Source organism: Kitasatospora sp. NPDC001527 (genome assembly GCF_040298605.1).
Taxonomy (GTDB): domain Bacteria; phylum Actinomycetota; class Actinomycetes; order Streptomycetales; family Streptomycetaceae; genus Kitasatospora.
Genome location: NZ_JBEPAM010000053.1, coordinates 1 through 22,822, shown reverse-complemented (window position 1 = coordinate 22,822; position 22,822 = coordinate 1). Strand labels below are relative to the sequence as shown.

At 71.7% G+C, this 22,822-nt stretch carries 22 protein-coding genes and 3 pseudogenes; 15 read left to right on the top strand and 10 right to left on the bottom strand.

The window, feature by feature from the left end; all coding sequences use genetic code 11:
- Positions 1 to 42: 42 nt before the first annotated feature.
- Positions 43 to 396, top strand: a complete 354-nt coding sequence (locus ABT238_RS32645; RefSeq protein WP_350802297.1) for a hypothetical protein — start codon at positions 43 to 45, stop codon at positions 394 to 396.
- 326 nt (positions 397 to 722) lie between these two features.
- Here ABT238_RS32645 and ABT238_RS38855 read toward each other — a convergent pair.
- Positions 723 to 1,082: pseudogene (locus ABT238_RS38855) on the bottom strand (IS701 family transposase); the annotation flags it as partial.
- A 39-nt stretch (positions 1,083 to 1,121) separates the two neighbouring features.
- Positions 1,122 to 1,235: pseudogene (locus tag ABT238_RS38850) on the bottom strand (DUF5958 family protein); the annotation flags it as partial.
- Positions 1,236 to 1,531: 296 nt separating this feature from the next.
- Here ABT238_RS38850 and ABT238_RS32635 point away from each other — a divergent pair.
- On the top strand, positions 1,532 to 2,281 hold the full coding sequence (locus ABT238_RS32635; RefSeq protein ID WP_350802314.1) for a transposase family protein: 750 nt from the start codon (positions 1,532 to 1,534) through the stop codon (positions 2,279 to 2,281).
- 66 nt (positions 2,282 to 2,347) lie between these two features.
- Here the strand turns inward: ABT238_RS32635 and ABT238_RS32630 are convergent, their stop codons facing one another.
- The 3 genes from ABT238_RS32630 to ABT238_RS32620 all read right to left on the bottom strand — a co-directional run bounded on the left by ABT238_RS32630 (position 2,348) and on the right by ABT238_RS32620 (position 6,331).
- Positions 2,348 to 2,917 carry an SMI1/KNR4 family protein gene (locus ABT238_RS32630; protein ID WP_350802296.1) on the bottom strand — a complete coding sequence of 190 codons (570 nt, stop codon included), beginning with the start codon at positions 2,915 to 2,917 and terminating at the stop codon, positions 2,348 to 2,350.
- Between the two features lie 318 nt (positions 2,918 to 3,235).
- Positions 3,236 to 3,760, bottom strand: coding sequence for a class I SAM-dependent methyltransferase (locus ABT238_RS32625; protein WP_350802295.1), 525 nt, complete (start codon positions 3,758 to 3,760; stop codon positions 3,236 to 3,238).
- 1,455 nt (positions 3,761 to 5,215) lie between these two features.
- Positions 5,216 to 6,331: an FAD-dependent oxidoreductase gene (locus ABT238_RS32620; RefSeq protein WP_350802294.1), complete on the bottom strand. Its 1,116-nt coding sequence runs from the start codon at positions 6,329 to 6,331 to the stop codon at positions 5,216 to 5,218.
- An 82-nt stretch (positions 6,332 to 6,413) separates the two neighbouring features.
- On the opposite strand from ABT238_RS32620, the gene ABT238_RS32615 reads away from it, so the two are divergent.
- On the top strand, positions 6,414 to 7,094 hold the full coding sequence (locus ABT238_RS32615; protein WP_350566664.1) for a TetR/AcrR family transcriptional regulator: 681 nt from the start codon (positions 6,414 to 6,416) through the stop codon (positions 7,092 to 7,094).
- Between the two features lie 1,124 nt (positions 7,095 to 8,218).
- Positions 8,219 to 8,788: a ricin-type beta-trefoil lectin domain protein gene (locus ABT238_RS32610; RefSeq protein ID WP_350802293.1), complete on the top strand. Its 570-nt coding sequence runs from the start codon at positions 8,219 to 8,221 to the stop codon at positions 8,786 to 8,788.
- Here the strand turns inward: ABT238_RS32610 and ABT238_RS32605 are convergent.
- Entirely contained in the window at positions 8,775 to 9,407 is a 633-nt protein-coding gene (locus ABT238_RS32605) for a class I SAM-dependent methyltransferase (protein ID WP_350802292.1), read from the bottom strand. The two genes, ABT238_RS32610 and ABT238_RS32605, sit on opposite strands and share 14 nt — an antisense overlap.
- A 143-nt stretch (positions 9,408 to 9,550) precedes the next feature.
- A complete protein-coding gene (locus ABT238_RS32600) occupies positions 9,551 to 9,790 on the bottom strand; it encodes a hypothetical protein (RefSeq protein ID WP_350566658.1) in 240 nt (79 codons plus the stop codon).
- A gap of 461 nt (positions 9,791 to 10,251) precedes the next feature.
- Here ABT238_RS32600 and ABT238_RS32595 point away from each other — a divergent pair, with 461 nt between their 5' ends.
- Positions 10,252 to 10,920: a hypothetical protein gene (locus tag ABT238_RS32595; protein WP_350802291.1), complete on the top strand. Its 669-nt coding sequence runs from the start codon at positions 10,252 to 10,254 to the stop codon at positions 10,918 to 10,920.
- A gap of 530 nt (positions 10,921 to 11,450) precedes the next feature.
- Positions 11,451 to 11,891: an NUDIX hydrolase gene (locus ABT238_RS32590; RefSeq protein WP_350802290.1), complete on the top strand. Its 441-nt coding sequence runs from the start codon at positions 11,451 to 11,453 to the stop codon at positions 11,889 to 11,891.
- 121 nt (positions 11,892 to 12,012) lie between these two features.
- Here ABT238_RS32590 and ABT238_RS32585 read toward each other — a convergent pair whose 3' ends face one another.
- The gene (locus tag ABT238_RS32585) at positions 12,013 to 12,591 is read right to left on the bottom strand and encodes a GNAT family N-acetyltransferase (protein WP_350802289.1); all 579 of its coding nucleotides are present in this window, start codon (positions 12,589 to 12,591) and stop codon (positions 12,013 to 12,015) included.
- A gap of 351 nt (positions 12,592 to 12,942) precedes the next feature.
- Between ABT238_RS32585 and aroA the strand changes: the two genes are divergently transcribed.
- The 3 genes from aroA to ABT238_RS32570 all read left to right on the top strand — a co-directional run bounded on the left by aroA (position 12,943) and on the right by ABT238_RS32570 (position 16,409).
- A complete protein-coding gene (gene aroA / locus ABT238_RS32580; RefSeq protein ID WP_350566651.1) occupies positions 12,943 to 14,187 on the top strand; it encodes a 3-phosphoshikimate 1-carboxyvinyltransferase in 1,245 nt (414 codons plus the stop codon).
- Positions 14,188 to 14,503: 316 nt separating this feature from the next.
- The gene (locus tag ABT238_RS32575; protein WP_350802288.1) at positions 14,504 to 15,442 is read left to right on the top strand and encodes a lysozyme; all 939 of its coding nucleotides are present in this window, start codon (positions 14,504 to 14,506) and stop codon (positions 15,440 to 15,442) included.
- A gap of 376 nt (positions 15,443 to 15,818) precedes the next feature.
- Positions 15,819 to 16,409: a hypothetical protein gene (locus ABT238_RS32570; RefSeq protein WP_350802287.1), complete on the top strand. Its 591-nt coding sequence runs from the start codon at positions 15,819 to 15,821 to the stop codon at positions 16,407 to 16,409.
- Between the two features lie 270 nt (positions 16,410 to 16,679).
- Here the strand turns inward: ABT238_RS32570 and ABT238_RS32565 are convergent, their stop codons facing one another.
- Positions 16,680 to 17,039, bottom strand: coding sequence for a hypothetical protein (locus ABT238_RS32565; RefSeq protein WP_350802286.1), 360 nt, complete (start codon positions 17,037 to 17,039; stop codon positions 16,680 to 16,682).
- Between the two features lie 3 nt (positions 17,040 to 17,042).
- Positions 17,043 to 18,311, bottom strand: coding sequence for a helix-turn-helix transcriptional regulator (locus tag ABT238_RS32560; protein ID WP_350802285.1), 1,269 nt, complete (start codon positions 18,309 to 18,311; stop codon positions 17,043 to 17,045).
- Positions 18,312 to 18,886: 575 nt separating this feature from the next.
- Here ABT238_RS32560 and ABT238_RS32555 point away from each other — a divergent pair.
- The 6 genes and pseudogenes from ABT238_RS32555 to ABT238_RS32530 all read left to right on the top strand — a co-directional run.
- Positions 18,887 to 19,036 carry a hypothetical protein gene (locus tag ABT238_RS32555; RefSeq protein WP_350802284.1) on the top strand — a complete coding sequence of 50 codons (150 nt, stop codon included), beginning with the start codon at positions 18,887 to 18,889 and terminating at the stop codon, positions 19,034 to 19,036.
- A 122-nt stretch (positions 19,037 to 19,158) separates the two neighbouring features.
- Entirely contained in the window at positions 19,159 to 19,584 is a 426-nt protein-coding gene (locus ABT238_RS32550; RefSeq protein ID WP_350802283.1) for a glycine-rich domain-containing protein, read from the top strand.
- Positions 19,581 to 20,237 (top strand): hypothetical protein, encoded by a 657-nt coding sequence (locus ABT238_RS32545; RefSeq protein ID WP_350802282.1) that lies wholly within the window; start codon positions 19,581 to 19,583, stop codon positions 20,235 to 20,237. The genes ABT238_RS32550 and ABT238_RS32545 overlap by 4 nt, the downstream gene beginning before the upstream one ends.
- Positions 20,201 to 21,043 carry a protein kinase domain-containing protein gene (locus ABT238_RS32540; protein WP_350802281.1) on the top strand — a complete coding sequence of 281 codons (843 nt, stop codon included), beginning with the start codon at positions 20,201 to 20,203 and terminating at the stop codon, positions 21,041 to 21,043. Before ABT238_RS32545 ends, ABT238_RS32540 begins: the two co-directional genes overlap by 37 nt.
- A complete protein-coding gene (locus tag ABT238_RS32535; protein ID WP_350802280.1) occupies positions 21,040 to 22,041 on the top strand; it encodes a GNAT family N-acetyltransferase in 1,002 nt (333 codons plus the stop codon). Before ABT238_RS32540 ends, ABT238_RS32535 begins: the two co-directional genes overlap by 4 nt.
- Before the next feature lie 566 nt (positions 22,042 to 22,607).
- Positions 22,608 to 22,822: pseudogene (locus tag ABT238_RS32530) on the top strand (GH25 family lysozyme); the annotation flags it as partial.

Here is a 22,822-nt window from a genome sequence, read left to right as displayed (position 1 = left end):
GAGGTCTCCAACGGCGCCCCACTGCCGATCACGGATGTCCACGTGATCTACACCCGCGAAGCCGCGACCAGCACCATGGAACCCTTCGACCTGCAGGCCCACAGCACACGGAACATCCAACTGCCCGCAGAAGGAACGCCGTCCCGGCTGGCCGAGCTCGCCGTCGAGTTCACCGACGCCGCGCGCCGTCTGACCGGCGGTCTCCACCTGGGCACCCTCCAGAGCGACGGCACCCACCAGTGGGACGCTCCCCGCTTCCCCACCTTCCCGACCGACGCGCCCGGTGGCGGGGGGAGTCTCGCGGCGTCCGCGAGCTCCGGAGGAAGCAGTTGCTTCCTCCCGGTTCTCCTGACCCTCGTTGCCGTTGGCTACCTGCTGTACGTCCTGCTCCGATAGCGCCCGCTGGGCCCGTGTACGGCGCGCCCACAACGGGCAGGCGGTACCTCCAGCCGACCTTGCGACATTTCCCCAGATCAGTCCCAAGATTCTGGGCGCCCGGGCATGCCGACACCCCTCTCTCCCTTACCTTCTTCGAGCTGTTGGTGGCTGGTGGTGCAGTTGGGTAGGGCGGGCTCGGGTTCACGCCGGGTCCAGTGCTGCCCCACCCCGCTCCAGGGCCGCCGTGGCGCTCCCCCTCCCCGGCCGGAGTGTCCGGGCGCCTCCCAGTGGTCGGCGCGAAACGGGAGCCGGTGGCGAGCGGCGGGCGCGTGGGTGGGCGGGGCGACCTGGTGTCGGTAGTGGCAGCTTCTGGCCTGTGCCTGGTGGAGTCTGCGCCAGGTTGGCCAGGCCAGAAGGCGGTGCGGAGGTGCGGTCGGCCGTCCGAACAGTGCCGATGAGGTGGGGATCTCCGGGATGGTCAGGTCGATCGGGTCGCTGCTGCGGACTGGACGGTTCGGGTCCGTGGTGCCCTGGTTGGGCTTCGCACTGACGGCGACGGCGGCGAGGAAGGCCAGCGCGAGCATGGCCAGGGTGATGTGGCGGTGCCAAGAGGTCCAGTGGCGGACCTGGTAGTGGTCCAGGCCAACCTGGCCTTGTGCGGCTTGGAAGCACTCTTCTGTGCACCACATACCGGCGAGTCGCATGCCCTCGGGCCCATCCTCCACCGTCGCGCGCGCCTGAAGGCCGTGCCCGCCCAGATCCCGCAGGACCTCGAACTGGTCCTCGGAGGGGAGGGCTTCGAACCACTCGACACCCTGCCCGAGCGGGCGCAGGCCCCGCGCGAGTTCGTTCAACATGACCGTGCGCTCGTCCATCCGCCCACCTCCGTGACTCGGCTGAGGCCAGAAGGTCCCGTGGGTCATCGAACCAGATCGCGAAGTATGACTGGAGTACTAAAGAACGCCTGCAAAGATCAGATCCAGTGAAGCTCAAGCGGCTGGTCGAACACGGGATCCTGGTCGAGACCGAGCACGGGTTGATCATCCAGCCCCTTCCCCGGATCGGGTGACGGGCCAGCGTCCCGTAACACACGAGGCTCCCGTGCCGTTGAGAGATGTGCTCGACGTCTCAATTCATCAGCGCAGGCGGCTCGTTGGTTCCCCGTCCTGCCGCACTCGACTTGCCGCACGCTCTGGTCGAGTGGGTATCCATGCTCATCGTCACCCGTGAGGGTGACCGACGCTGCAAACTGCCGCCTCACCAGCGTGCTCTCGTCGGCCTGGTCTACCTGCGCCGGCACGACACGCTCGCACAGATCGCCGCCTGCTTCGGCATATCCGTCGGGACCGCCCACACCTACGTCACGGCCGTCGTCGGGCACCTGTCCCGCCAAGCACCCGGCCTCCTGCGGGTCCTGCGCGAGACCGACCCGGACTACGTCCTGCTCGACGGGACGCTCGCCGAGTGCGACCGGGTCGGCGACAGTCGGGCCGACTTCTCCCAGAAGCACCGCCGTCACGGCGTGAACGTGCAGGTCGTGGCCGATCCCACCGGCAAGCTGCTGTGGATCTCACCCGCGCTGCCCGGCCGCACCCACGACCTGACCGCGGCCCGTGCCCACCGCATCATCCGGATCTGCGAACGCCAGGGCGTCCCCGTGCTCGCCGACCGCGCCTACATCGGGGCCGGCTCCTGGATGACCACACCCATCAGTCGGCTTCCCGGCCGGGACCTCACCACGACCCAGCAGACGATCAACCGAGCCTTGTCAGCGGCACGAGCAACGGTCGAACGAAGCATCGCTCGACTCAAGTCCTGGCAGATCCTCCGCCGGGCCCGCTGCAGCCCCAACCGGATGACCGTCGTCGCCGCAGCCGTCCTCACGCTGGAACGCCATCGCTGACGAGGCTCATTGTCGTTCCAAGGTGAGGGCGGCCTGGCAATGGCCGTCATCCGGTTGAGGACCGTCTCACGACCAGACAAGTCGGCCTTCGGTGAACCGACAGACCGGGGAGCTTCCACCAGCGATCCTCGTCAGCGTCTCTGCCACGGAGTCGAAGTACCGGGCCATCGACTCGTACTCGCCCGTGACCGTGATCTCACCCACGAACCAGCTGCCGACACGCCCGTCCCGCACATCGATGAACTTTCCCCTCCAGCCGTCCTGGTCGGACAGGAACGGGATCCACTCGTTACGCCAGAACGGATAGTCCGGCTGGTCCGGAGGGTCGAATCCACAGGACGTCGAGCGGTTCGCGTAAAGCCTCTCCATCGCCCGGATACCCAGAAAGAAGCTTCCCTCGTCGGGGAACCCGTCGAAGCCGCAGCACATCACGTCGTCGTCGACGTCTTCCACCGGCAGATCCGGATTGTTCTGCAACAGCCACGTCCGCAGGTCCCCATGCAGGGAGATCCCCATCCGCTCTTCGGCTGCCGCGAGCATCTGCTCCGTAGCGGGCCCCGGCAGATCCGCGTGATCGGCCGGCGCGTGCTCCCGAAGAAGACTCATCACACGCGACCAACTCTCAGCCACACTCATCGCCCTCTGCCCTCCCTGCAGAAATGTCTCCGTCCGACCACGCCACTGCGGAGGTTGAGAAGTACCGGCCGGAGAACCTTGCAGAGATGGTACTTGGAGCGTGTGTTCCATTCCTCCCCACGATCGTCTTCCGCCCCGAAGCGCAGGGTCGGCCCCTCAGCGAACTGCCCGCCCGCGACTTTCACAGACAAGCCACTGTGCCCGGCGGGCCCAGCCGAACAGCTTCCAGGACTCAAGCGAGGGCCACGGCGTCACCCCGGAGTGGCGAACCTGAAAACGCTCACTCTCCGAGATCAGGTGGCCGTTCTGGAGTTCTCATCAATTCAGCGCAGGCGCTTTCCAGCTCATCGCCAGTGCGAACCCCAGATCATCGAAGTGGGCTCCCGGGAAGACCGAGCCGTAGAGGGAGCGGAACTGGTCGCGGGAGAGGTACCGGTCACTGAGCAAGTGGTCGAGCCAGGGTTTGCTGTGCCAGAACCGCAGCATGAACCAGGCGTCCCGCAGACCGAGTTCGCGCACGCTGCGCGGGAACCCCCAGACCGCCGGCCAGGTGTATGCCGCTCGGGGCGGCGTCGGACAGAGATCTGAGACGTTGTCGATCAGTGCCACCGTGCCGCCAGGACGGACCAGGGACTTGAGGTGTTCCAGGCCCGCCCGGTAGTCCTCCAGGTGGTGCAGCATCGTGTGGCTGTAGACCAGGTCGAAGCCGCCCTCTTCACGTATGTCGAGTACGTTGCTCCGCACGTACCGGACGTTGTCCCTGCCGCGCTTCACGCTCGCGATGTCTAGCAAGGGCTCGCTCAGGTCGACCCCAACAACCTCTCCGAACGAGTCGGCGAGCACCTCAACAGCATGGCCCGGGCCGCATCCCGCGTCCAGGGCCCTCTTCCCTGCGAGGCCAAGGCCCGAGATCCAGGAGGTGTTCCGCCCTGGAAGCAAGCCGACGAAGTGCGGTCATAGTCCCGAGCAAACCTGTCAAACGACTCCGGGTTCGTGTCGGCTGCCACAGCGGGAAATCGTATCGCCTGGATCCGGCGTGCGGCGGGCCGTCACCTGAACCGAGGTCTCGACCTTCGACATCGCCGAAGACCGGGCCGCCCCACCCGACCAGGTTCCCAACCGGACAAGGATGGCGCCGCCTTCGAGCGTTCACCGCAGTGACCCGCAGAACGCCGGGCAGCCGAGGCCACGACCCACGCCAGAGGCGATGGACGGCTTTCCAGCACCTCCTACACACTCCTGACAATCCCGGCCACACCCATCCCGCCATCGCAACACGCGCAACAACCAACTCATCAGGCACGTCCGACCGAACACTCCGGCGTGCACCACAAACCACCACGGCGGAAACCTCAAACCGAGGCGCCACGAACAGCCCAACGCCCCCAACCCCGACCACCACAGCCCGCACGACGAGCGCCACCTCGGCCACCCCGGGCCGACGAACGGTGGACCACTCGTACCGCGCAGGAAGTCGGCCACTCCGACTTCCTGCGCGACGGATGCCGCCCCTCGCCCCAGCTCACCCTGGATAAGCTTCTCCAGCATCCACCACGCACCCCAAAGGCCTGATGTGCCCGAATCCCAACAAGTTGCAGAATCCGGCCCCGCCGCCCGATAGACCCGCAGCTCACGAACTCTGCTCCCCGCGCATGCGGGGATGGTCCCGAAGGCCGGGGCCGGGGTGCTCGGCGGGGCTTTGGCGCAGTTCTTTGGATTCCGGTGGGTGGTCGCGCGGGGCCGAGGGGTTTGAGCGGGTGGTGAGTTGGTGGGCGTCGCGTGGTGGGATTGTCGTGGTGTTGGTGGCAGCGGCTCGCGTCGGGGGGCCGAGGGAGGGGCGCATGGCGCGGGGGCCGTTGGCGGTGCGTAGTTTGGGGGGCATGCTCGGCGTAGGTGGTGATGTGGGGCCGAGACTTTCCCAGTAGTCGTGGGCGAGTTGGGCGGGCGGGCAGGTGAGGGCGGTGAATTGGGGCGCTTGGCGGGCGCCGGGGGAGGGCAGGTTGTTCACGGTGGTGGCCTTGGTCCGGAAGGTCGTTCCAGGGGCCGAGGAGGTAGGCGGCGTGCGCGCTGGGTGTCCGGCTTGCGATCCTTGCCGCAGAGCCTGACGGGCGGTCGAGTGCGTCGCCGTCGAGCCGCTGTCGGAGCCGTTCGAGCATGTGAGGGTGGGGCAGCCGCACGCTGCTCGGGTCTCGTGGGTCCGGTAGCTCGTAGAGCACGGCGCGTCGGGAATTCCGTGGTCCTGGTAGCCGTTCCCGGTTCCGGGCCGCGAGCCTGAGGTCTCGTCAAGTTTGTTGGTGGTCAGGCGGGTTGGAAGAACGCGAGCATCTTCCGGCTGGCGTCCGGCGACGCCAGGATGTCCTGGATCTGCGCGGACTGCCGTCCGGCGGCGCTGGTGCGTTCGAACATCTCGTGTTCGTATTCCTCGACGGCGGCCGGGAAGTCGTCCGGGTGCGCGGCGAGCGCGAGGCCGAGGAGGGCGCCGTCGAGCAGCGCCATGTTGGCGCCCTGGCCCACCGGTGGCATCAGGTGCGCGGCATCGCCGAGGAGGGTGACGCTTGGTGTCGACGGCCAGGTCAGGCCGACCGGGAGGGTGGTGATCGGCCGCGGCAGGATCGTGCCGTCGCAGGCGGCGATCAGTGCGGTGAACCGCGGGTCCCAGCCGGCGAACAGGTCGATCAGCCGTGCCCGGGCGGCGGCCGGGGCGTCGAACGGGATGCCGCTGGTGGCGAGCCATTCCTCGGCGGTGTCGTAGAAGCTGAGGTAGACGCGTACGCGGCCGTCCCCGTTCCGCTGCGCCGCGAGGGACTGCCGGTTGCCGAGCACCCAGTAGTTGCCGCGCCCGACCATCGCCGCGAGGTCGGGGTGCGTGTGGTCGATGTCGGGGATGCCGAGCTCGACGACGTTCTGGCCGGTGTGGGTCGGCCGGGCATCGGTGAGCAGTGCGCGGACCCGGGAGTCCGCCCCGTCGGCGCCGACCAGCAGGTCGTACGTCGCTGAGCCGCCGTCGGCGAAGCGCAGGTGCCCGCTGTCGGCGGACTCGAACGCGCACCCCCAGCGAACCGTGCGGTCCGGGAGGGAGTCCAGCAGGAGGTTGCGCAGATCGGCGCGGTCGACCTCGGGCCGGTCGAGCGGAGCGTCGTCGGGCGTGTCCTCCTGGAGCAGCAGGGTGCCGTCCGGTTCGAGGAGACGCAGGTCCTGGCCTTGACGTCGGGCGATCGCGTGGAACCGGTCGATCAGGCCGGCCTTGCGCATGGCCTGTTGGCCGGTCCCGGCGTGCAGGTCGAGCATGCCGCCCTGAGCGCGCGCACCGCGCGAGCATTCGCGTTCGTAGACGACGGCGTCGATGCCGTTCACGTGGAGCACACGGGCGAGGAGCAGGCCGCCTAAGCCGGCTCCGACGATGGCGATGGTCATGGCTACCCCGATTCACCGTATTGGTCGATACACCGTATCGAGCGAGGTCACTGTAACAGGGAGGCGGGGTATTGTCGTCGGCATGTTGGTATGGGAGCGACCGGAGCCGTCGGATCGACCGGTGCCCGCCCCGCTGAGCCGGGAGCGGATCGTTCGAACGGCGATCCGACTGGCGGACGCGGACGGCCTGGAGGCGGTGTCGCTGCGCAAGGTGGCCGCCGCGCTCGACGTCGGGCCGATGCGGCTGTACGGCTACATCGCCACCAAGGACGAGTTGCTCGACCTGATGGTCGATACCGTCCACGCCGAGATCCGACCGACCGGTGACGGCTGGCGGGAGGTCCTGCGCTCGCTGGCCGAAGCCACCCGGCAAGCCGCCCACCGGCACGAGTGGTTCGCCGACCTGATCGGTGGACGGCCGCAGCTCGGGCCGCACACGCTGGCCAGCGGGGAGGCGGTGGTGGCCGCGATGGGCGGCGTCGCCCTGGACGTCGCCGTGCCGGCGATCGGAGCGGTCAACGCGTACGTGATCGGCGCGGTGCGCCGGGAGATCACCGAGCGGCGCGCCGAGCGGTCCACCGGGATGGACAAGGCGCAGTGGCAGGCCGCCTTCGGGCCCTATCTGCAGCGGACGTTCGCAACCGGCCGCTTCCCCGCGCTCGCCACGGTCGTACGCGACGGCCCGCATCTGGACCCCGACGAGACCTTCCGGACCGGCCTCGACTTCCTCCTCGACGGCATCGCGGCCCGCATCTCAACCTGAGGCCCGAGCATGGGAGCAGAAGAACTCAGCCCGTGACACCCACTCAGCGACGCCACATGGCAGCGACGAACCCCGCACCGGAGCACGGAAGCCAGGCGATCACCCTGGACCATGTGCCGAGCAACTACATCGACACCCTGGGGCATGAGGAGAACGCCTTCTTCCCCCGCACGTTGGGGAACAGAGCAGTCCGTTCCCCAACTGCCCGATTGGCGCCCGCATGGGGGAACAGCTGAGATCTGCTTTGTAAGAGCAGCGCTCTTGGGAACCATCCCCGCGGCGCGGGGAGCAGAGCTTCTCCCACCGCAGCGCGCCAGGGGAGACGGGACCATCCCTGCGGGCGCGGGGAGCAGCGTCCAGCTCCCCGGTGCGCGCCATCCGGACCAGGGACCATCCCCGCGGGCGCGGGGAGCAGACGTACCGGCACGACGGGGCTTGGACGGTGTCGGGACCATCCCCGCGGGCGCGGGGAGCAGAGTTCGTGAGCTGCGGGTTCATGGGGCGATGGGGCGGGATTCTGCAACTTGTTGAGAGTCGGGCATATCGGGCATCTGGCGTGCTTCGCAGTGGGTGTGGGAGAAGCCTATCCGGGTTCGGGGTGGCCGGCGTGGGTCAGTTGTGGTTAATGCGGTGTTCGGCGGTTGGGTGGGCGGTCCATGCGGGCAAGGGTCGGGGGCGGGTGGGTTCCAGGCGCGGGCGTAGGGGACTTGACGATGCGTCGACAGCTGCGGGAGTTCATCGCCGGGTCCCCCGTCCCCCGTCGCCCGCTGCGGCATACTGTGCCGCGAGTGATGCGGCCGGGGGGTCGGTCGCGACACGCTGGGGGACGCTTCGTTCGCCGCTACCTGGACTCCCTGTTGGTGACGGGCGCGGACGCGGTCGGCGGTGCGGGGGAAGCGGCGCGCGGGAGCCACTCGTGGTGGCGGCGGTACCTGGCCGCCCTCGTCGACGTGCGGTTGACGACGGGCGGCCCCTGGCTCCGCCCACGCCCTGATCGCGTGCCCCGCCGTCGGAGCTCCGGTCGTCTGCACGCGCACGTCCACGCGTCCGGGCACGCGTCTGCGGGGATCCGGACCCCTGCCAGACCGCGCTCGTTCGGCCTCCGCAGGCTGGTGGGCGCCGCCATGGCGTTCTTCGTGGTCTCGGGATTGGCCTACGGCCTGGTGGGCCAGAGCGCCGACGTGGCGTCCCCGCCGCCGGGGACCGGTAGCGGGGGCAGACCGCCGCTCCCCACGGCGACGTACCCGACGTTCGCGCCGACGACCGCCGGTGCGCGGCCGGCGGCATGCACCGGCGCCGCCTGGAGCCTCATCGTCAGCGTGAAGTTCGGCGTGGCGATCGGGATGGCGAAGGACGACCTGTCCGCCGACAATCCCGTCGGACTGGGCGGCGCCTCCGAGTTCGGCTGGGTCAGCGCACCCGGGCCGTTCGGCACCACCATGTACGGCGCGTGCGATGAACACGGGCCCCGGCTCACCTCGGACCGGACCGGGCCGGTACGGCTCGGTTCCGAGGACCGGGCCTCCGCCAGTGGCTTCTGGCACGTCCAGCCGGCGGCGGGAGGGACGGGCTACACGATGCGTGACGTCGTCACCGGGCGCTGCCTGCGGGCCAACGGCGTGAACGCCGCCGTCACCATGGCCGAGTGCCGGCCGGACGACCCGGCGCAGCTGTGGAGCTTCAGCGCTGGTTGACGTCCGAGAGGACCAGGACGGTCCAGTGGACGTCGGAGCGGCCGTGCAGGTCGGGGCGTTCGGTGTGCAGCACGGGGCGCAGGCCCCAGGCGCGGGCGAGGGCGAGCGTCTCCTCGGCCGGGGCGTCGTACATCCGGCGGCCCGGCGGGACGGGGCCGTGGCGCAGCGAGAGGAAGAGCCGGCCGGCGGGGGCGAGCAGGCGGGTGAGGGCGTCCATGGCCGGCGGGCGCTCGTCGGGGTGCAGGTGCATCCAGACGGCGGTCAGCAGGACGACGTCGAAGCGTGCGCCCGCCGCGCCGAGGCGGGGCAGGGCGGGCAGGGCGTCGTCCACCCAGCGCACGCCGGCGGCGGCGTGCAGGTGCTCGCCGATCCGGCGCAGTTCGGCGGTGGGCTCGGCGGCGACGACGCGGTGGCCGAGGGCGGCCAGCGCGGCGGCGTCGCGCCCGCTGCCGGCGCCGATGTCGAGGACGTCGGCGGGCCGGGTCGGGAACAGGTGCAGGGCCTCGCGGTGGACCTCGGCGAAGGTGACGGCCTCGTACTGCGCCGCCAGTTGTTCGGCCGCCTCGCCGTAGCCGGCGGTACCCGCCGGGCGGTCCGTGCGCGCGTCCCCCACAGCCACTCCCCCTCCACCCTCCGAAGCCGTCCGACCGGCCCACGTCCCGGCCCACGTCCCGGCCCGCCTGCCGGCCGGCGCCGCGCGGTGTCAACCGGGGCCGTCAGCGGGCCGCGTCAACCCTACCCGGATGGGCGTCACGCCTGCGGTCAGGCCTCGCCCGGGTGCCAGGCGGGCCATTCCCAGGGGCGGTCCTCCCACCGGACGCGCACCGGGTCGCGGGGGTCGAGGTCGGGGAACAGCTGGTGGACCCTCGGTTCGAACTCCTCGGGGCCGAGCGGCTCCCAGCCGTGGCCCTCGAAGTGGACCAGCCGGTAGCGGCTGTCGGTGCGGAACTCGGCGACCTTGACGAGGGGCTGCGCGGTGCCGGAGGTGCTGTTGGTTTCCATGGACCCCAGCATGTGGCGGACCTCCGGGGAACGCACCCGGGGTACGGCAGGCAGCGTACGGGCGGGGCGCGGGCGGGCCCGGGCGCGCCCCCGGGCCCCTCTTACGGGTCATGTCCCGCCGTCGGCGCGCTCGTTGAGCACGGCGAGCAGGGGCCCCTCGGCTGTGCCGGACCGGCCCCGTTCCCGTACGACCGGGCGTCGGTGACGGGTGGGCCGCCAGCGGGCCGCCGGGGAGCCGGGGCAGGCGATGGCAGGAGGACGAGGACATGAGCGGGCATTCGGCAGGCGGCGGGGCTCCGGCGAACGGGGGTCCGCCGCCGCGCGGACCGGTGGTGGGCGGGCCGCCCAGCGGGTCGGCGGGAGGAACGGCGGGCAGAACGCGGCCGACCGGCGCGGGCACCACGAAGCCCTCCGGCGCCGTGCAGTGGCAGTGGCCCTCGCAGGCGTGGCAGCCCCCGCCGGTGCCGGCCCCGCCCGCGGCGCCCCACGAGCCACCGGCCTGGGAGGCGATGGCGGCGGCGGCCGAGGCGTCCCGCCGGCGGCGGCGCCGGATGTGGGCGGTGGGCTCGGCCGGGATGGTCGCCGGACTGGCGGCGGTGCTGGCGATGTGCGGGACCGGGCCGGGCGAGGAGTCGTCCGGGGTGGTGGCCTTCCCGGCGCCGTCCGCGGCACCTCCGCTGGCGCCGTCCCCGGCCGCGTCCCCGGCGGCCGACCGGCTGCCGGTGCCGGCCCCCTCCCCCCTGCCGCCGCCGACGACGACGGGCGGCGAGGCCGCGCGGCCCGCCACCGCGGAGGGCGGGACGGGTGAGACGAGCGCGGCGGCCGGGCCGACGGCGGGCGCGGTGTCCCGGGCCGACGGCGGGGATCACGCGGCGTCACCGCGACCGAAGACGAGCCGCTCCCCGCGCCCGGCGCCCACCCGGACGGCGGGCGCCCCTGCCGCCGCTCCCGCTCCGGCGCCCACCCCGGCGCCCGGGGCCACGCGCGCGCCTTCCCCCGCCGTCAGCGCCCCTCTGGCGGGCACCGCACCGGGAGCAGGGGCGGACACGATCTGTGACCAGGCGGAGCGGTTCGGCCGCTGGACGGCCGGCTCCGAGCAGGCCCGCCTCTGCCACAGCATCTACGGCTGAGCGGGCGCGTCCTGTGGACCGTCGGCGGCGGCCGCCGGCCGCGACCACCCGTCGGCCCGCACCGCCGCCGCTCCACCACCCGCCGCTCCCCCGGCCGCCACGCCCCGCGCGCCGGCACCGCGTCGAGCACGGCCCGCACGGCGCCCGGTTCGCGCAGGTTCGGCGAGGCGCCGTGCGTGAACCCCACGCCACCGCAGCCCGGCGGGAACCCGCCCGGGACGAAACGGCCCGGGCCCCTCGACGAGGACGATGCGCAGCGGTCCGCCGGAACCGGCGGGCTGCGGGTGGAGCCCGAGCGTCCCGCGGCACTCCCGGGACCGGACGCCACCCGGCGCGGCGCCGCGGTGGCTTCGGCTGTGGGCGTGGCTGTGGCTGTGGCTGTGACGGAGCGTCCACAGGGAGGTGTGCCCGTCGGAGACCGGGCGGCGGGGCTCGTTCCGATGGCGGGGCACGTCGCCGAGCGTACGCGGCCTCCCCGGAGGACTCCCCCGCAAGGACCTGGATGATCGGCGACTGGAACAATCACGATCATGTTCGAGCACGAAACACCGGAACCCGATCCCGCACCGCTCACCGTCGTGGCCGCCGCCGTCGTCGAGGACGGCCGGCTCCTGGTCGTCAGCAAGAAGGCGGCACCGGACGTCTTCTACCTCCCCGGCGGCAAGCCGGACGCCGGGGAGGAGCCGCTCGCGGCGCTGACCCGCGAGCTGGCCGAGGAACTCGGTGCGGCCCCCGTCGGACCGCGCCACCTCGCGGACATCGAGGCGGTCGCGGCGCTGGAGGGCGTGCCGCTGCGGATGACCGTGTTCGAGGCCGGGCTGGACCGCGTGCCCGCCCCCGCCGCCGAACTCGCCGACCTGCGCTGGACGGACGGCCTCGACCCGGCCCTGCACCTGGCCCCCGCCGTGCGCGACCACCTGCTTCCCCTGCTGCGCGAACGCGGTCTGCTGCCGGTCCTCACCCAGGGCTGATCCACGACGGAGAAAGCGGCAGAGGCCGCCCGCCACCGCACGGGCGGGCGGCCCCACACCGGGCCCGCATCACACCGGGCCCGCATCAGGCCGGTGCCGCGCACCGCCCGACGCCGGGTCGTCACGGCCGGGCGGTGAGCTCCTTGGTCAGCTTCTCGAACCGCAGATCGGGACGGAGCGGGATGCCGAAGCGCTCGTCTCCGTACGGGAACGGCGAGTAGTGGCCGGTGCGCCGGAAGCCGCGCCGCTCGTACCAGGCGATCAGCTCGGCGCGCTGCTCGATCACGGTCATCTCCATCTCCACCGCGCCCCACTCCTCGGCCGCGTACTGCTCGGCCCGCGCGAGCAGGGCACGCCCGAGACCACCGCCCTGGCGGCCGGGCCGCACCGAGAACATGCCGAAGTAGGCGTGCTCGCCCCGGTGTTCCAGCTGGCAGCAGGCGAGCAGCTCGCCGTCCAGTTCGGCCAGCAGCACCACGCCCTCGGGGTGGGTGACCGCCGCGGTGACGCCCTCGGTGTCGGTGCGCTGGCCCTCCAGCAGATGGGCCTCGGTGGTCCAGCCGGCCCGGCTGGCCTCGCCCCGGTAGGCGGACTCGACCAGGGCGAGCAGGGCCGGGACGTCGGCGGTGGTCGCGGTGCGGAAGGCGAGCCGGTCGGTGCCGACGGCCTCGGCGGCCGCTCGGGTGCTGCTCTCGGGCACGGGGGCCTCTTCTCGGGCGGGCCCGGGACGGGTCCCCGGGCGGGGCGGCGGCCGTGGGGCCGATCCCTGGCATCGTGCCACAACCGCCCGGGCCCCCGACCTGCCCGGACGTCCACCTCGGCACCCGCCCCGACGCCACCCGACGCCACCCCGGCCCGCCGTACCGCGCGCCGGTGTCCGCCCTGCGCGCGGCAGCCGTCCGACAGCCGGACGCCACCCCGGGCGCCGCGCCGCCTCCGGCAGGATGGCCGGGACGAGCCCGGCCCTCCCTCCCCTCCAGCCCGTCCCACCCATTCCGTTCTCCCTGTCCATTCCGCCCATCCCACCCGGCCCACTCATCCCGGAGGCCCCATGACGACCGTCGAGATCCCCGGCTCCAAGTCGGTGACCGCTCGGGCGCTGTTCCTCGCCGCAGCCGCCGACGGCACCACCGCCCTGCTCCGGCCACTGCGCTCCGACGACACCGAGGGTTTCGCCGAGGGCCTGCTGGCGCTCGGCTACGCGATCACCCGCGAGACGGACCGGTGGACGGTCGAGGGCCGCCCGCAGGGCCCGGCCCGCGACGCCGAGGTCTACTGCCGCGACGGAGCGACCACCGCCCGCTTCCTGCCCGTGCTCGCCGCCGCCGGCCGCGGCTCCTTCCGCTTCGACGCCTCCGCCCAGATGCGCCGGCGCCCGCTCGGCCCGCTGACCGGGGCGCTGCGCGCCCTCGGCGTCGACCTGCGGCACGAGGAGGCCGAGGGCCACCACCCGCTGCGGATCACCGCCGACGGGGTCCGGGGCGGCGAGCTGACCCTCGACGCGGGCCTGTCCTCGCAGTACCTCACCGCGCTGCTGCTGCTCGGCCCGCTCACCGAGCAGGGCCTGCGGATCACGGTCACCGACCTGGTCTCGGCGCCGTACGTGGAGATCACCGTCGCGATGATGCGGGCCTTCGGCGCCACCGTGACCCGCACCGGCCGGGTCTTCGAGGTCGCGCCCGGCGGCTACCGGGCGACCGCCTACCCGGTCGAGCCGGACGCCTCGACGGCGAGCTACTTCTTCGCGGCCGCCGCGCTCACCGGCCGGGAGCTGACCGTCCCGGGGCTCGGCGAGGACGCGCTCCAGGGGGACCTGCGGTTCGTCGACGTGCTGGCCCGGATGGGCGCGCGGGTGGAGGTCGGCGCGGACCGGGTGACCGTCGAGGGCCCCCGGGACGGCCGGCTCTCGGGCCTGACCGTCGACATGCGCGACATCTCCGACACCATGCCGACGCTCGCCGCCCTCGCCCCGTTCGCCGACGGGCCGGTGCGGATCGAGAACGTCGCCAACACCCGGGTCAAGGAGTGCGACCGGCTGGACGCCTGCGCCGAGAACCTCCGCCGACTCGGCATCGCGGTCGCCACCGGCCACGACTGGATCGAGATCAGCCCGGGCACCCCGCGCGGCACCGCGCTCGCCTCGCACGGCGACCACCGGATGGTGATGTCCTTCTCGGTCACCGCGCTGCGGACGCCCGGGATCACCTTCGACGACCCCGGCTGCGTGCGGAAGACCTTCCCCGAGTTCCACGAGGTGTTCGGGCGGCTGCGCGAAGAGTGGGCGACGGCCGGCTGACCGCAGCGGAAAGACGCGGCGGTGCGGGGGCGCCGGCCGGGCGCTCCCGCACCCCCCGTCCGCACCCGCGCCCGCGCCGTCCGTAGCCGCGTCGGCCCAGGTGGGCGGTGCGCCGAGGGGCGGCACGGGCCGGGTTCCCGTGCGAACGGAGGCCGAAAGGTGGGGACCAGCACCATGTGACGCCCGTTCAGGATGTGGCCACCGATACCTGGCGGGCTGGCACGTACATGGCTAACCTGCTCCAGCCGGTTGCCGTCACCGGCGCACCGGCTGTCCGCGCATCCAACGGGTCGTCACCACGGACCAGAGGAGTGTCATGCCCAGCACTTCCCGCTCCGCCAGCCCCACCGCCACCGCCACCGCCAGCAAGCAGGGGAACCGCCGTCTCCCCGCGTTCGCCGCCCTCGCCGCCTCGGCCGCCCTGGCCGTCGGCGTCGCCGCCCCGGCGTACGCGGCCGAGCCCGCGCCCACCACCGCGTCCCCCTCCGAAGCGGTCACGGCCGAGAACTCCGCCGCCCGGCACGGCGAGCTGCCGCCCATCCACCCCGAGCTCGACTTCGCCGGCTCCACCGTCGCCGCCCACGAGGGCCGGGAGGCAGGCGCCGCCCCGGCCGCCGCCTTCGCCGTCACCCAGACCCCCGGCCTGGACGTCTCCAGCTACCAGGGCAACGTCGCCTGGTCCACGGTGCGCGCCAACGGCGCCCGCTTCGCCTACGTCAAGGCCACCGAGGGCACCACCTACACCAACCCGTACTTCGCCCAGCAGTACAACGGCTCCTACAACGCCGGCCTGATCCGCGGCGCCTACCACTTCGCCCTGCCGGACCGCTCCTCCGGCACCGCGCAGGCCAACTGGTTCGTGGACCACGGCGGCGGCTGGTCGAAGGACGGCAGGACCCTCCCGCCCGCCCTCGACATCGAGTACAACCCCTACGGCGCCACCTGCTACGGCCTCAGCCAGAGCGCCATGGTGAGCTGGATCCGCTCCTTCAGCAACACCGTGCACACCCGCACCGGCCGCTACCCCACCATCTACACCACCACCAACTGGTGGCAGACCTGCACCGGCAACAACGCCTCGTTCGGTGCCACCAACCCGCTGTGGATCGCCCGCTACGCCTCCACCGTCGGCACCCTACCGGCCGGCTGGAGCTTCCAGACGATCTGGCAGCACGCCGACTCCGGCACCTTCCCCGGCGACCAGAACCTCTTCAACGGCGCCTTCGACCGCGTCCAGGCCCTCGCCAACGGCTGACCCGAACGCCGCTGCGCACCCCGGCCCGGGCCGGCGCGGAAACGATTCCGCGCCAGCCCGGGCCGACCGCGCCCCGGCGGCGGAAGGGCGCTCAGGCCCCGAACAACGAACCGGCCCCGACCGACGCCGCACAGGTGACCGCCTTCAACGACGGGTGGACCGACGCGATGCGCGACGCCTGCCAGCAGGGCAGCGTGTACGCCTGCGACTGGCTCACCCGATAGCCCCCGCCCCGGACCGCACCACCGCAAGGAACGATCATGAGCACCACCCTGACCGCCGAACTCCTCACCGCCACCGAACAGCGCGCCCACGCATGGGACTTCGCGCACCACATGGAGGCCGAAGCGGAGCCCACGAATGGGCCACCCTCGGCATGGTCCTGGACGGCACAGGCGGCGTTCTGGAGGACGGGGAAGGCTGGCACCAGCACGAGTCGGACGCCGTCCGCACACAGTCCAGCTGGCAGGCCGCGTGCCAGATCATGGGCGACGCAGCCGGGGAGTGCGGCGGGCTGTGGGACACGTACGGCGAAGGGATCATCCACGACGCCGGAAGCTTCCTGGCCGCCGACGCAGGGCGCCGGATCACGGACAGCCTGGCCGGGTATCCGCTGCTCGACGAGGACGACCACAGCGCCCGGGAGTGGGCCGCGATGGTCGAAGAGATCGAAGGCTCACCCCTCGCCCTGCCCGACGGCGTGGACAGTGAGGACGTGCTGCGCAAGCTGTCCTGCCCCTCGCTCGGAGAGATCACCATGTCCATGGTGGAGGACGTTCTGTCCGGCACGGGGTACGCCGAGTGCTCCGACTGCTCGGAGTGGCTGGCCCCCATGGCACAGGACCGTCGAGCGCCAGGCGTACGGAGCCGCCGGCCGCATGCTCGACGGAGACCGCCCCCCGCCAGTACTTCGGAGACGAGACCCAGGCCCGAGCGGAGGCCGCCCACCGGGGCTCGTCGTCCGTGAGTGCCTGCACCTCGGCCCACTGCTCGACGTCGCCCTTGCACCCCGGGACATCCGCTTCCGCGACGGCCACCCCGCCATCGACGGCATGAACGCCGACCAATGGCTCGAAGCCCTCGGAACCGACTGACCGAACCCCGGCCGCACCAGGCCCCACCCCCGCACCCAGGGGTGGGGCCCCTCGGTGTCGAAGTGCCGGGTGCACCAGGCCCCACCCCGGCCGTTCCCCTTCCGGCTTTGAGAAAGTGGACCGGCGGGGCAGGGTCAGGTCGGTCAGGACTGCGTGCGCTCGATCGCCTCGAAGATGTCCGCGTCAGTCTCCTGTTGCCAGAGCGGCAGGTCACTCCAGTCGGCAACATAGCCCGGCTTCGGGTTCTCGATGTGCTTGTGGATCTGAGCGATCCAGCACGTCGCCACAAACCGGCCCTTCTGTTCCCTAGTGAGCTTCGACGTATTGCCGCCGCTCACGACGATGAAGTCGCGGACCTGGCCGTAGACCGCGGCGGCGCACTCCCGCTCCCAATCCGGGGTCTCGTCCCAGGGAGCGACGTAACCGGCCTTCGGTTCGCCCGGGAAGTGCTCCTGCACACCCGCGATCCACGCGTCGCGGAAGATCCGCCCATCAGACGACATTCGTTACTCCTTCGCCAAAGGGGCGCTGTCAAGCGCCGAGATCTGCTGGTGCAGTGCTGAAGCCCGGCCATCGGCCATGAGCGGAGAAAGGCGACTCCTGACGCCCTGCACCTTCCTGCTGATGAAGCCCGAGCCGGTTTGGTCCACCAGCTCCAGGGCAGCGCGAGTGTAGTGGCTCGTCTTGTCGAGATCACGGCGCTCGGCACTCAGGGCTGCCAACTCCGCGAGCACCGCCCCGCGACGACGTAGCGAGAGCTGTTGTGAGAGCGCGGCTGTCAGCGCTTGCTCCGCCAAATCCGCACGGCCGAGCGCGAGATAGCAGGTCCCGCGTTCCTCGGCGAGGCGCGAACCGTCGAATCGGAGCCAGCCGCCGTTATGGAGCTGTCCGGACAAGCTGTGTACTTGCTCGGCATCATCGAGGGCCCGTTTGGTGGCATCGAGATCGCCGAGCCCGGCATGAACTTCCGCCTGGACCGCTGCCACCCAGTACCGAGTCGACAGCTGGCTGTCTCCCCGTTCGGCGATTTGAGAAGCCGCTGCCAGTATCGGAGCCGCGACGGTGAAACGCCGCTCGTAGAGTTCCACAAAGGCGTGCCTCGTCAGTGCACAAGCCCACATGTCGAAGGCCCCGGCCTCCCGGCTGGCACTGGCGGCCAGGGTGTAGCAATGTGCTGCATCTGTGTACCGGTTGGCATCGAAGAAGATCTCGCCGGCCAGCTGGTACAGGTCTCCAACCAGCGCACAGAGCTGCCGATGGGAGGCACCGCTCTGGCTTTCTCCCAGCCCCTTGGCCAGGAGACCTAGTTGGTGCCTGACCATGGGGTACACGGCTTGCTTGGAGCCGGAGAGTACGAACACCTTCCAGAGGTGCGAGTTGAGCTCCGGCCCGGCTTCTGCCAGGGACGCAGCCGTTCCGGACCGGGACGAGGGCCTTTCAGAGCCCGGCAGGGCAATGAGCGCACCGGTCACGGCGAGCAGACTCAGGACATCGCGGCGCTTCATGTCGTCAGTATCACCAAGAGGTGGGGCAGCGGCGTAGAGCACCGAACGGTCAGGGGCTGTCACCTCTGGTGTGAGGAGGTCCGCCAGCCCCTCAGGGGTGACCTTGAGGGCCGTTGCCATCTTGGGGTGCACATACCCCTGGGGGTCGTTCCTGCCGGCCTCCCAGCGGGTGACTGTGGAGACCGCCACTCCCAGTGCTTCGGCGAACGATTCCTGACTGTAGCCCAGCGCCTTGCGGCGCTGCGCGAGTCGCGTCCGTCTCGGAGCCACAACGGCCTCCGCTCGGTTCGTAAGGCCCGGGTCAGGCCGGACAGTGCCTTGATTATGCCTGACAGGTGCTCACCTTCTGCTCTGGTTCGGAACAACTCCCGGACCGTTCACTGGACTCATCTATTCCGGGCAGCGAAGGAATTAAGAGCGATGGCGAGACGCACCACCACACGGGTATACCGCGAGGTCGTGAGCGGTTCGAGCAGGAGCGAGCTGCACCGGATCCCCGCCAGCTGGAGCCCGCTGGACGACTACCGGGCCGCCCGAGTGGCCCGAGCGGCCGATCATCCGCCGTCCGTGGGAACGCTGCTCCAGATCGCCGCCGTGCGCTCTACCTGCCGCTGCCGGGACTGCACGGCTCGTCGCACCGATCCGCCGGCCCGACGGCTACCGCGACGGCACCTGCTGGGCCTGCCGGCGAGGGACCCCGGTCTGCGCGGGCACGGTCCTCCAGGCCCCCGGCGACGCCCGGAGCACCTGCCACATGACCTGCGCCGACGGCATCGCCCGAGCCCGGACTCCCCTCCGCCGGGCCACCCTGCGGGCCGTGCTCACCAAGCGGCCGGCGTAGGCCCGTGGACGACGGCCAGGACGACTACCGAGACGCGGCCGAACGCTTCGCTCGCGGGGCTCCCGCCCCCCGCTCGGTCGCCGTCGCCTACACCCTCGCGCTGTTCGCGCTGATAGCGCTGGCGACGGCACTGATCGCCTCCGGCCGCTTCTGACCACCAACCGCGCCACCGGCTCGCCGGAACGAACCCTCCGCCGAACCCGGGCCGCACCACCACGCACCACTGCTCGCCCACTCCCGGGCGAGCGGAGCCAACCCGATTGATTGGAGAGGCACATGAGCACCCCCACCCTCAAGCCCAGCGTCGAGCTGGACGAGCTGGGCAAGTTCTTCACGATCGCCGCGCGCCGGATCGACGCGGGCCAGACCGCGCCGGAGATGTTCTCCGCCGCCATCGACTCCGCGTGGCACACCCTCCTCGCGGACCCCGCCGCGCACCACACGTTCGCGCTCCAGCACGCCGGCCGCACGCTGGACCACGTCGAGATGAACGGTCACGGGCCCATCGCGTGGGTGGCCGCGTACGAGGAGGCGTACGGGCCGCTGCCGGAGATCTGGTTCACGAACGCCGACGGCACCGTGAACACCGAAGCCCTCACGCAGTACCGGGAGAGCGGGACCGTCACCGCCGAGTGGGACTGCGGCCCCAAGCCCGGCCCCGGCGACGGCGACGACCTCACCCCGGCGGCGTCCTACCTGTGATCACCGCACCAGTCGACGGAGCGTCCCGGCCGACCGCCGGGGCGCTCCGCCTCACCGAAGCCCGGACGGAGAACCCGTCCGGCATCGACATCAACGGCTACCTCGCCGGCCTGCACGAGCACTGCCCGTTCCTCAGGCCGTCCACCCGACGCGGCATGACCGGATGGACCGTCTACGAGATCACCCCGGGCAGCCACCCGTACGCCGTGGAGGCCGAGCTGTTCTACGCCGGGGTCCAGGCCGCAGAATGGATCCGTCCGCTGATGCCTCGGCCCTACGGTGTTCTCCCGTGCGAGAACGTGGTGCTGCTCGGGCACTGCGAAGGCGCGGACCACCGCGAACTGCTGACCTGGCCGCACTGGGCCCTGAAGAACCTGTACGCCCCGGTCGGGATCATGTTCGGCAAGTTCGCCCAGGGCGCCGTCGAGACCGGCCGGCGCGGGCAGAGCATCCCGCCGCCGCCGCTCTCGTTCCTCCCGGTACGAGCGGGCGTCCGACCGCTGGACCCGACATTCCTGGAGACCACGCCCGACCTCGCGACGGCGCTGTCCGTGGCGGCCGATGACGGTCGGGACGTCTTCGAGCACATCCCTTGCGAGTGGAAGGCAGTACGAGAATGGGCGAGTTCACTTCCGTTGCCCCAGCCGCGCTGAGCGCCGCGGAGGCGGCCTGCGGACCGGTCGAGCTGGAGGAGATCAGCGACCGGCGGGGCTCGGCGGTCTGGAAGGCCAGCGGTCCGCGCGGGGCGGTGAGCATCAAGCTCGGCACCGGCGAGGCCGCCGAGGTCACCGCCCGTGAAGCCTCCGTGCTGGAGCAGTTCACCGGCTACACCGTGACCGCCGGGCGCTTCGCCGACGGCGTCTGGTACGTCACCCCGTGGCTGGCCGGACCGTCCACCTGGGACGTCTTCCGGCCCCTGCGCAAGCGGGGCGAGGGCAGGGACGACGCCCTGGCCGCCGCGGTCGGTCTGTGCCGCGCCGTGGCAGACCTGCACCACGCCGGGTGGGTGCACGGGGACCTCCAACCGCAGCACGGTATCCACACCGAGCACGGCGTCCGGCTCCTCGACTTCGCCTGGTCCCGGCGACTCGGCGACACCCCCTGGTCGAGGTTCGACGGCACGATGATCCACCTCACCTCGCCCGAACTGGCCGCCCGGATCATCAACGGTCCCCAGCCCGTCCAGACGACCCAGCCCACCGACGTCTACGCCCTCGCCGCAACCCTGTGGACCTGCGCCACCGGTGCCTGGCCACTGGACTACGAGGCCGGCGGACTCGCCAAGGACGCCCCGGTGGAGGCGAAACGCAAGGCCATCGCCCACCGTACCGTCCCGATGTCCACCGCCATGCCCTGGCCTGCCCTCCAGGCCCGGCTGCGCTACGTCCTACTGGCCACCCCCGACGACCGGCCCACCGCCACCGAACTCGTCAAGCTCATCGAAGCGGTGGACGCGTGATCGAGCTACGGGAGCTGGTTCCCGGCGATGCCGAGGCCCTGCTGCGGATCTACAGCACGGAGGCGACCAGGTACCTGGGCCGGGCACCGATGGATGCCGCCGAAGCCCGCTACTACGCCCGCGACGCCGCCGTCCACGCAGCCCAGGACCCCCGCGCGCTGTACATGCTCGGCCTCGTCGTGGACGGCGACCTCCTGGGCATCGTCAAGCTGCACTGTGACCGCCCCGACGCCGCCATCAGCTACATCCTGCGCCCCGACGCCTGGGGCCGGGGCTACGCCACCGAAGGGGTTCACAAGATCCTCGAACTGACGTTCGGCCGCCTCGGCCTGCCGGAGATCCACGCCAAGCACCACCCTGACAACCCGGCCTCCGGCCGCGTCCTCCTCAAAGCGGGGTTCGTCCCGACCGGGGAGCACACCGACTGCCTGACGTACGTCGTCCGGCCCTCGCGAACGGTCGGCGGCTCCCTTCTCGAACCCGTACTCCCGACCCGCAGGGACGCCCCCGTGAGCGACAGTTCCGGCCCCGGCAGCTTCGACCCCAACGGCAAGCGGTGGCACGCCGAGTACACGTTCCTCGGTCAGGCCGCCGCGCCCGGCCCGGACGGCTCGCCGGGCCTGACCACCTCGCACCCCCGCCGCCCTCAACCCCCGGCGGCGGGCCCGCCCCCGCTTCGTGATGACCCCCGCAGTCACGAAGCGGGGGCGCTCTCCACATCAGCAGGAGCAGCCATGTGGGCCACCACCGAGCCCGACCGGCAGGCCATGATCGGAGCCCTTGTGATCGCCGCACTGCCGGCCATCGCGCAGCGCTATGCCGCCGGTGTCGGCGTCAGACGGCTCGCGACGGTGTACGCCTGCGACCCCAAATGGCTCCAGGACCAGATGCTCAAGGCCGGATACCGCGTCCGACCGCTGGAGGAAGCGACCGGACTGCGCCCCGCCCCGTTGCCATGGGAGGCCGTCCCCCTCCCGCGTCGAACGACGATGCCCTGACCTCGCAGACCGGCCCTGCCCCCTTCGCGACCACAGCACCGCACGAGGGCGGGCCCCCACGCCCGAACGGACCTCCGTGCCGCCCAGGGTCCCCGAGCCCACCGGCAAGACCCGCACCGACCTGATCACCGCGTACGCGAACCGAACCCCGGTGCACGTGATCGCCACAGGCCACGGGGTGTCGGAGGGCACCATGGCCAAATGGCTCCGGAACTGGGGAGCCACCCAAGGCCCGGTGGACAGCGACCCCGCCGTGGACCGCGAGGAGGCCACCCGGCTCTACAACGACGGCACCTCGCTCTCCACCCTCATGGGGTACTACGGCGTCACCTGCCGCCGCATGGAAATCCTCTTCGAAGCCTGGAACGTCCCCCTGCGCAGCCGCGAGCAGGCCGCCCAGGCAGCCGCACGGGCCCGCCGGGTAGCCCGGACAGGGGCGCTCGGTCGTTGGCCCCTCGCACCTCAGCCCGGACAAGGTGGCGGACCCTGCCGCCAACGGCCGGCAGCCTCTCCGCAGCGCCTTGCCGTAGATGGTGTGATAATCGAAACTTCGCAGCTCAGGACATAGGTACAAGGCTGTACACACCACCACCAACTGGTGGCAGACCTGCACCGGCAACAACGCCTCGTTCGGTGCCACCAACCCGCTGTGGATCGCCCGCTACGCCTCGACCGTCGGCACCCTCCCGGCCGGCTGGAGCTTCCAGACGATCTGGCAGCACGCCGACTCCGGCACCTTCCCCGGCGACCAGAACCTCTTCAACGGCGCCTTCGACCGCGT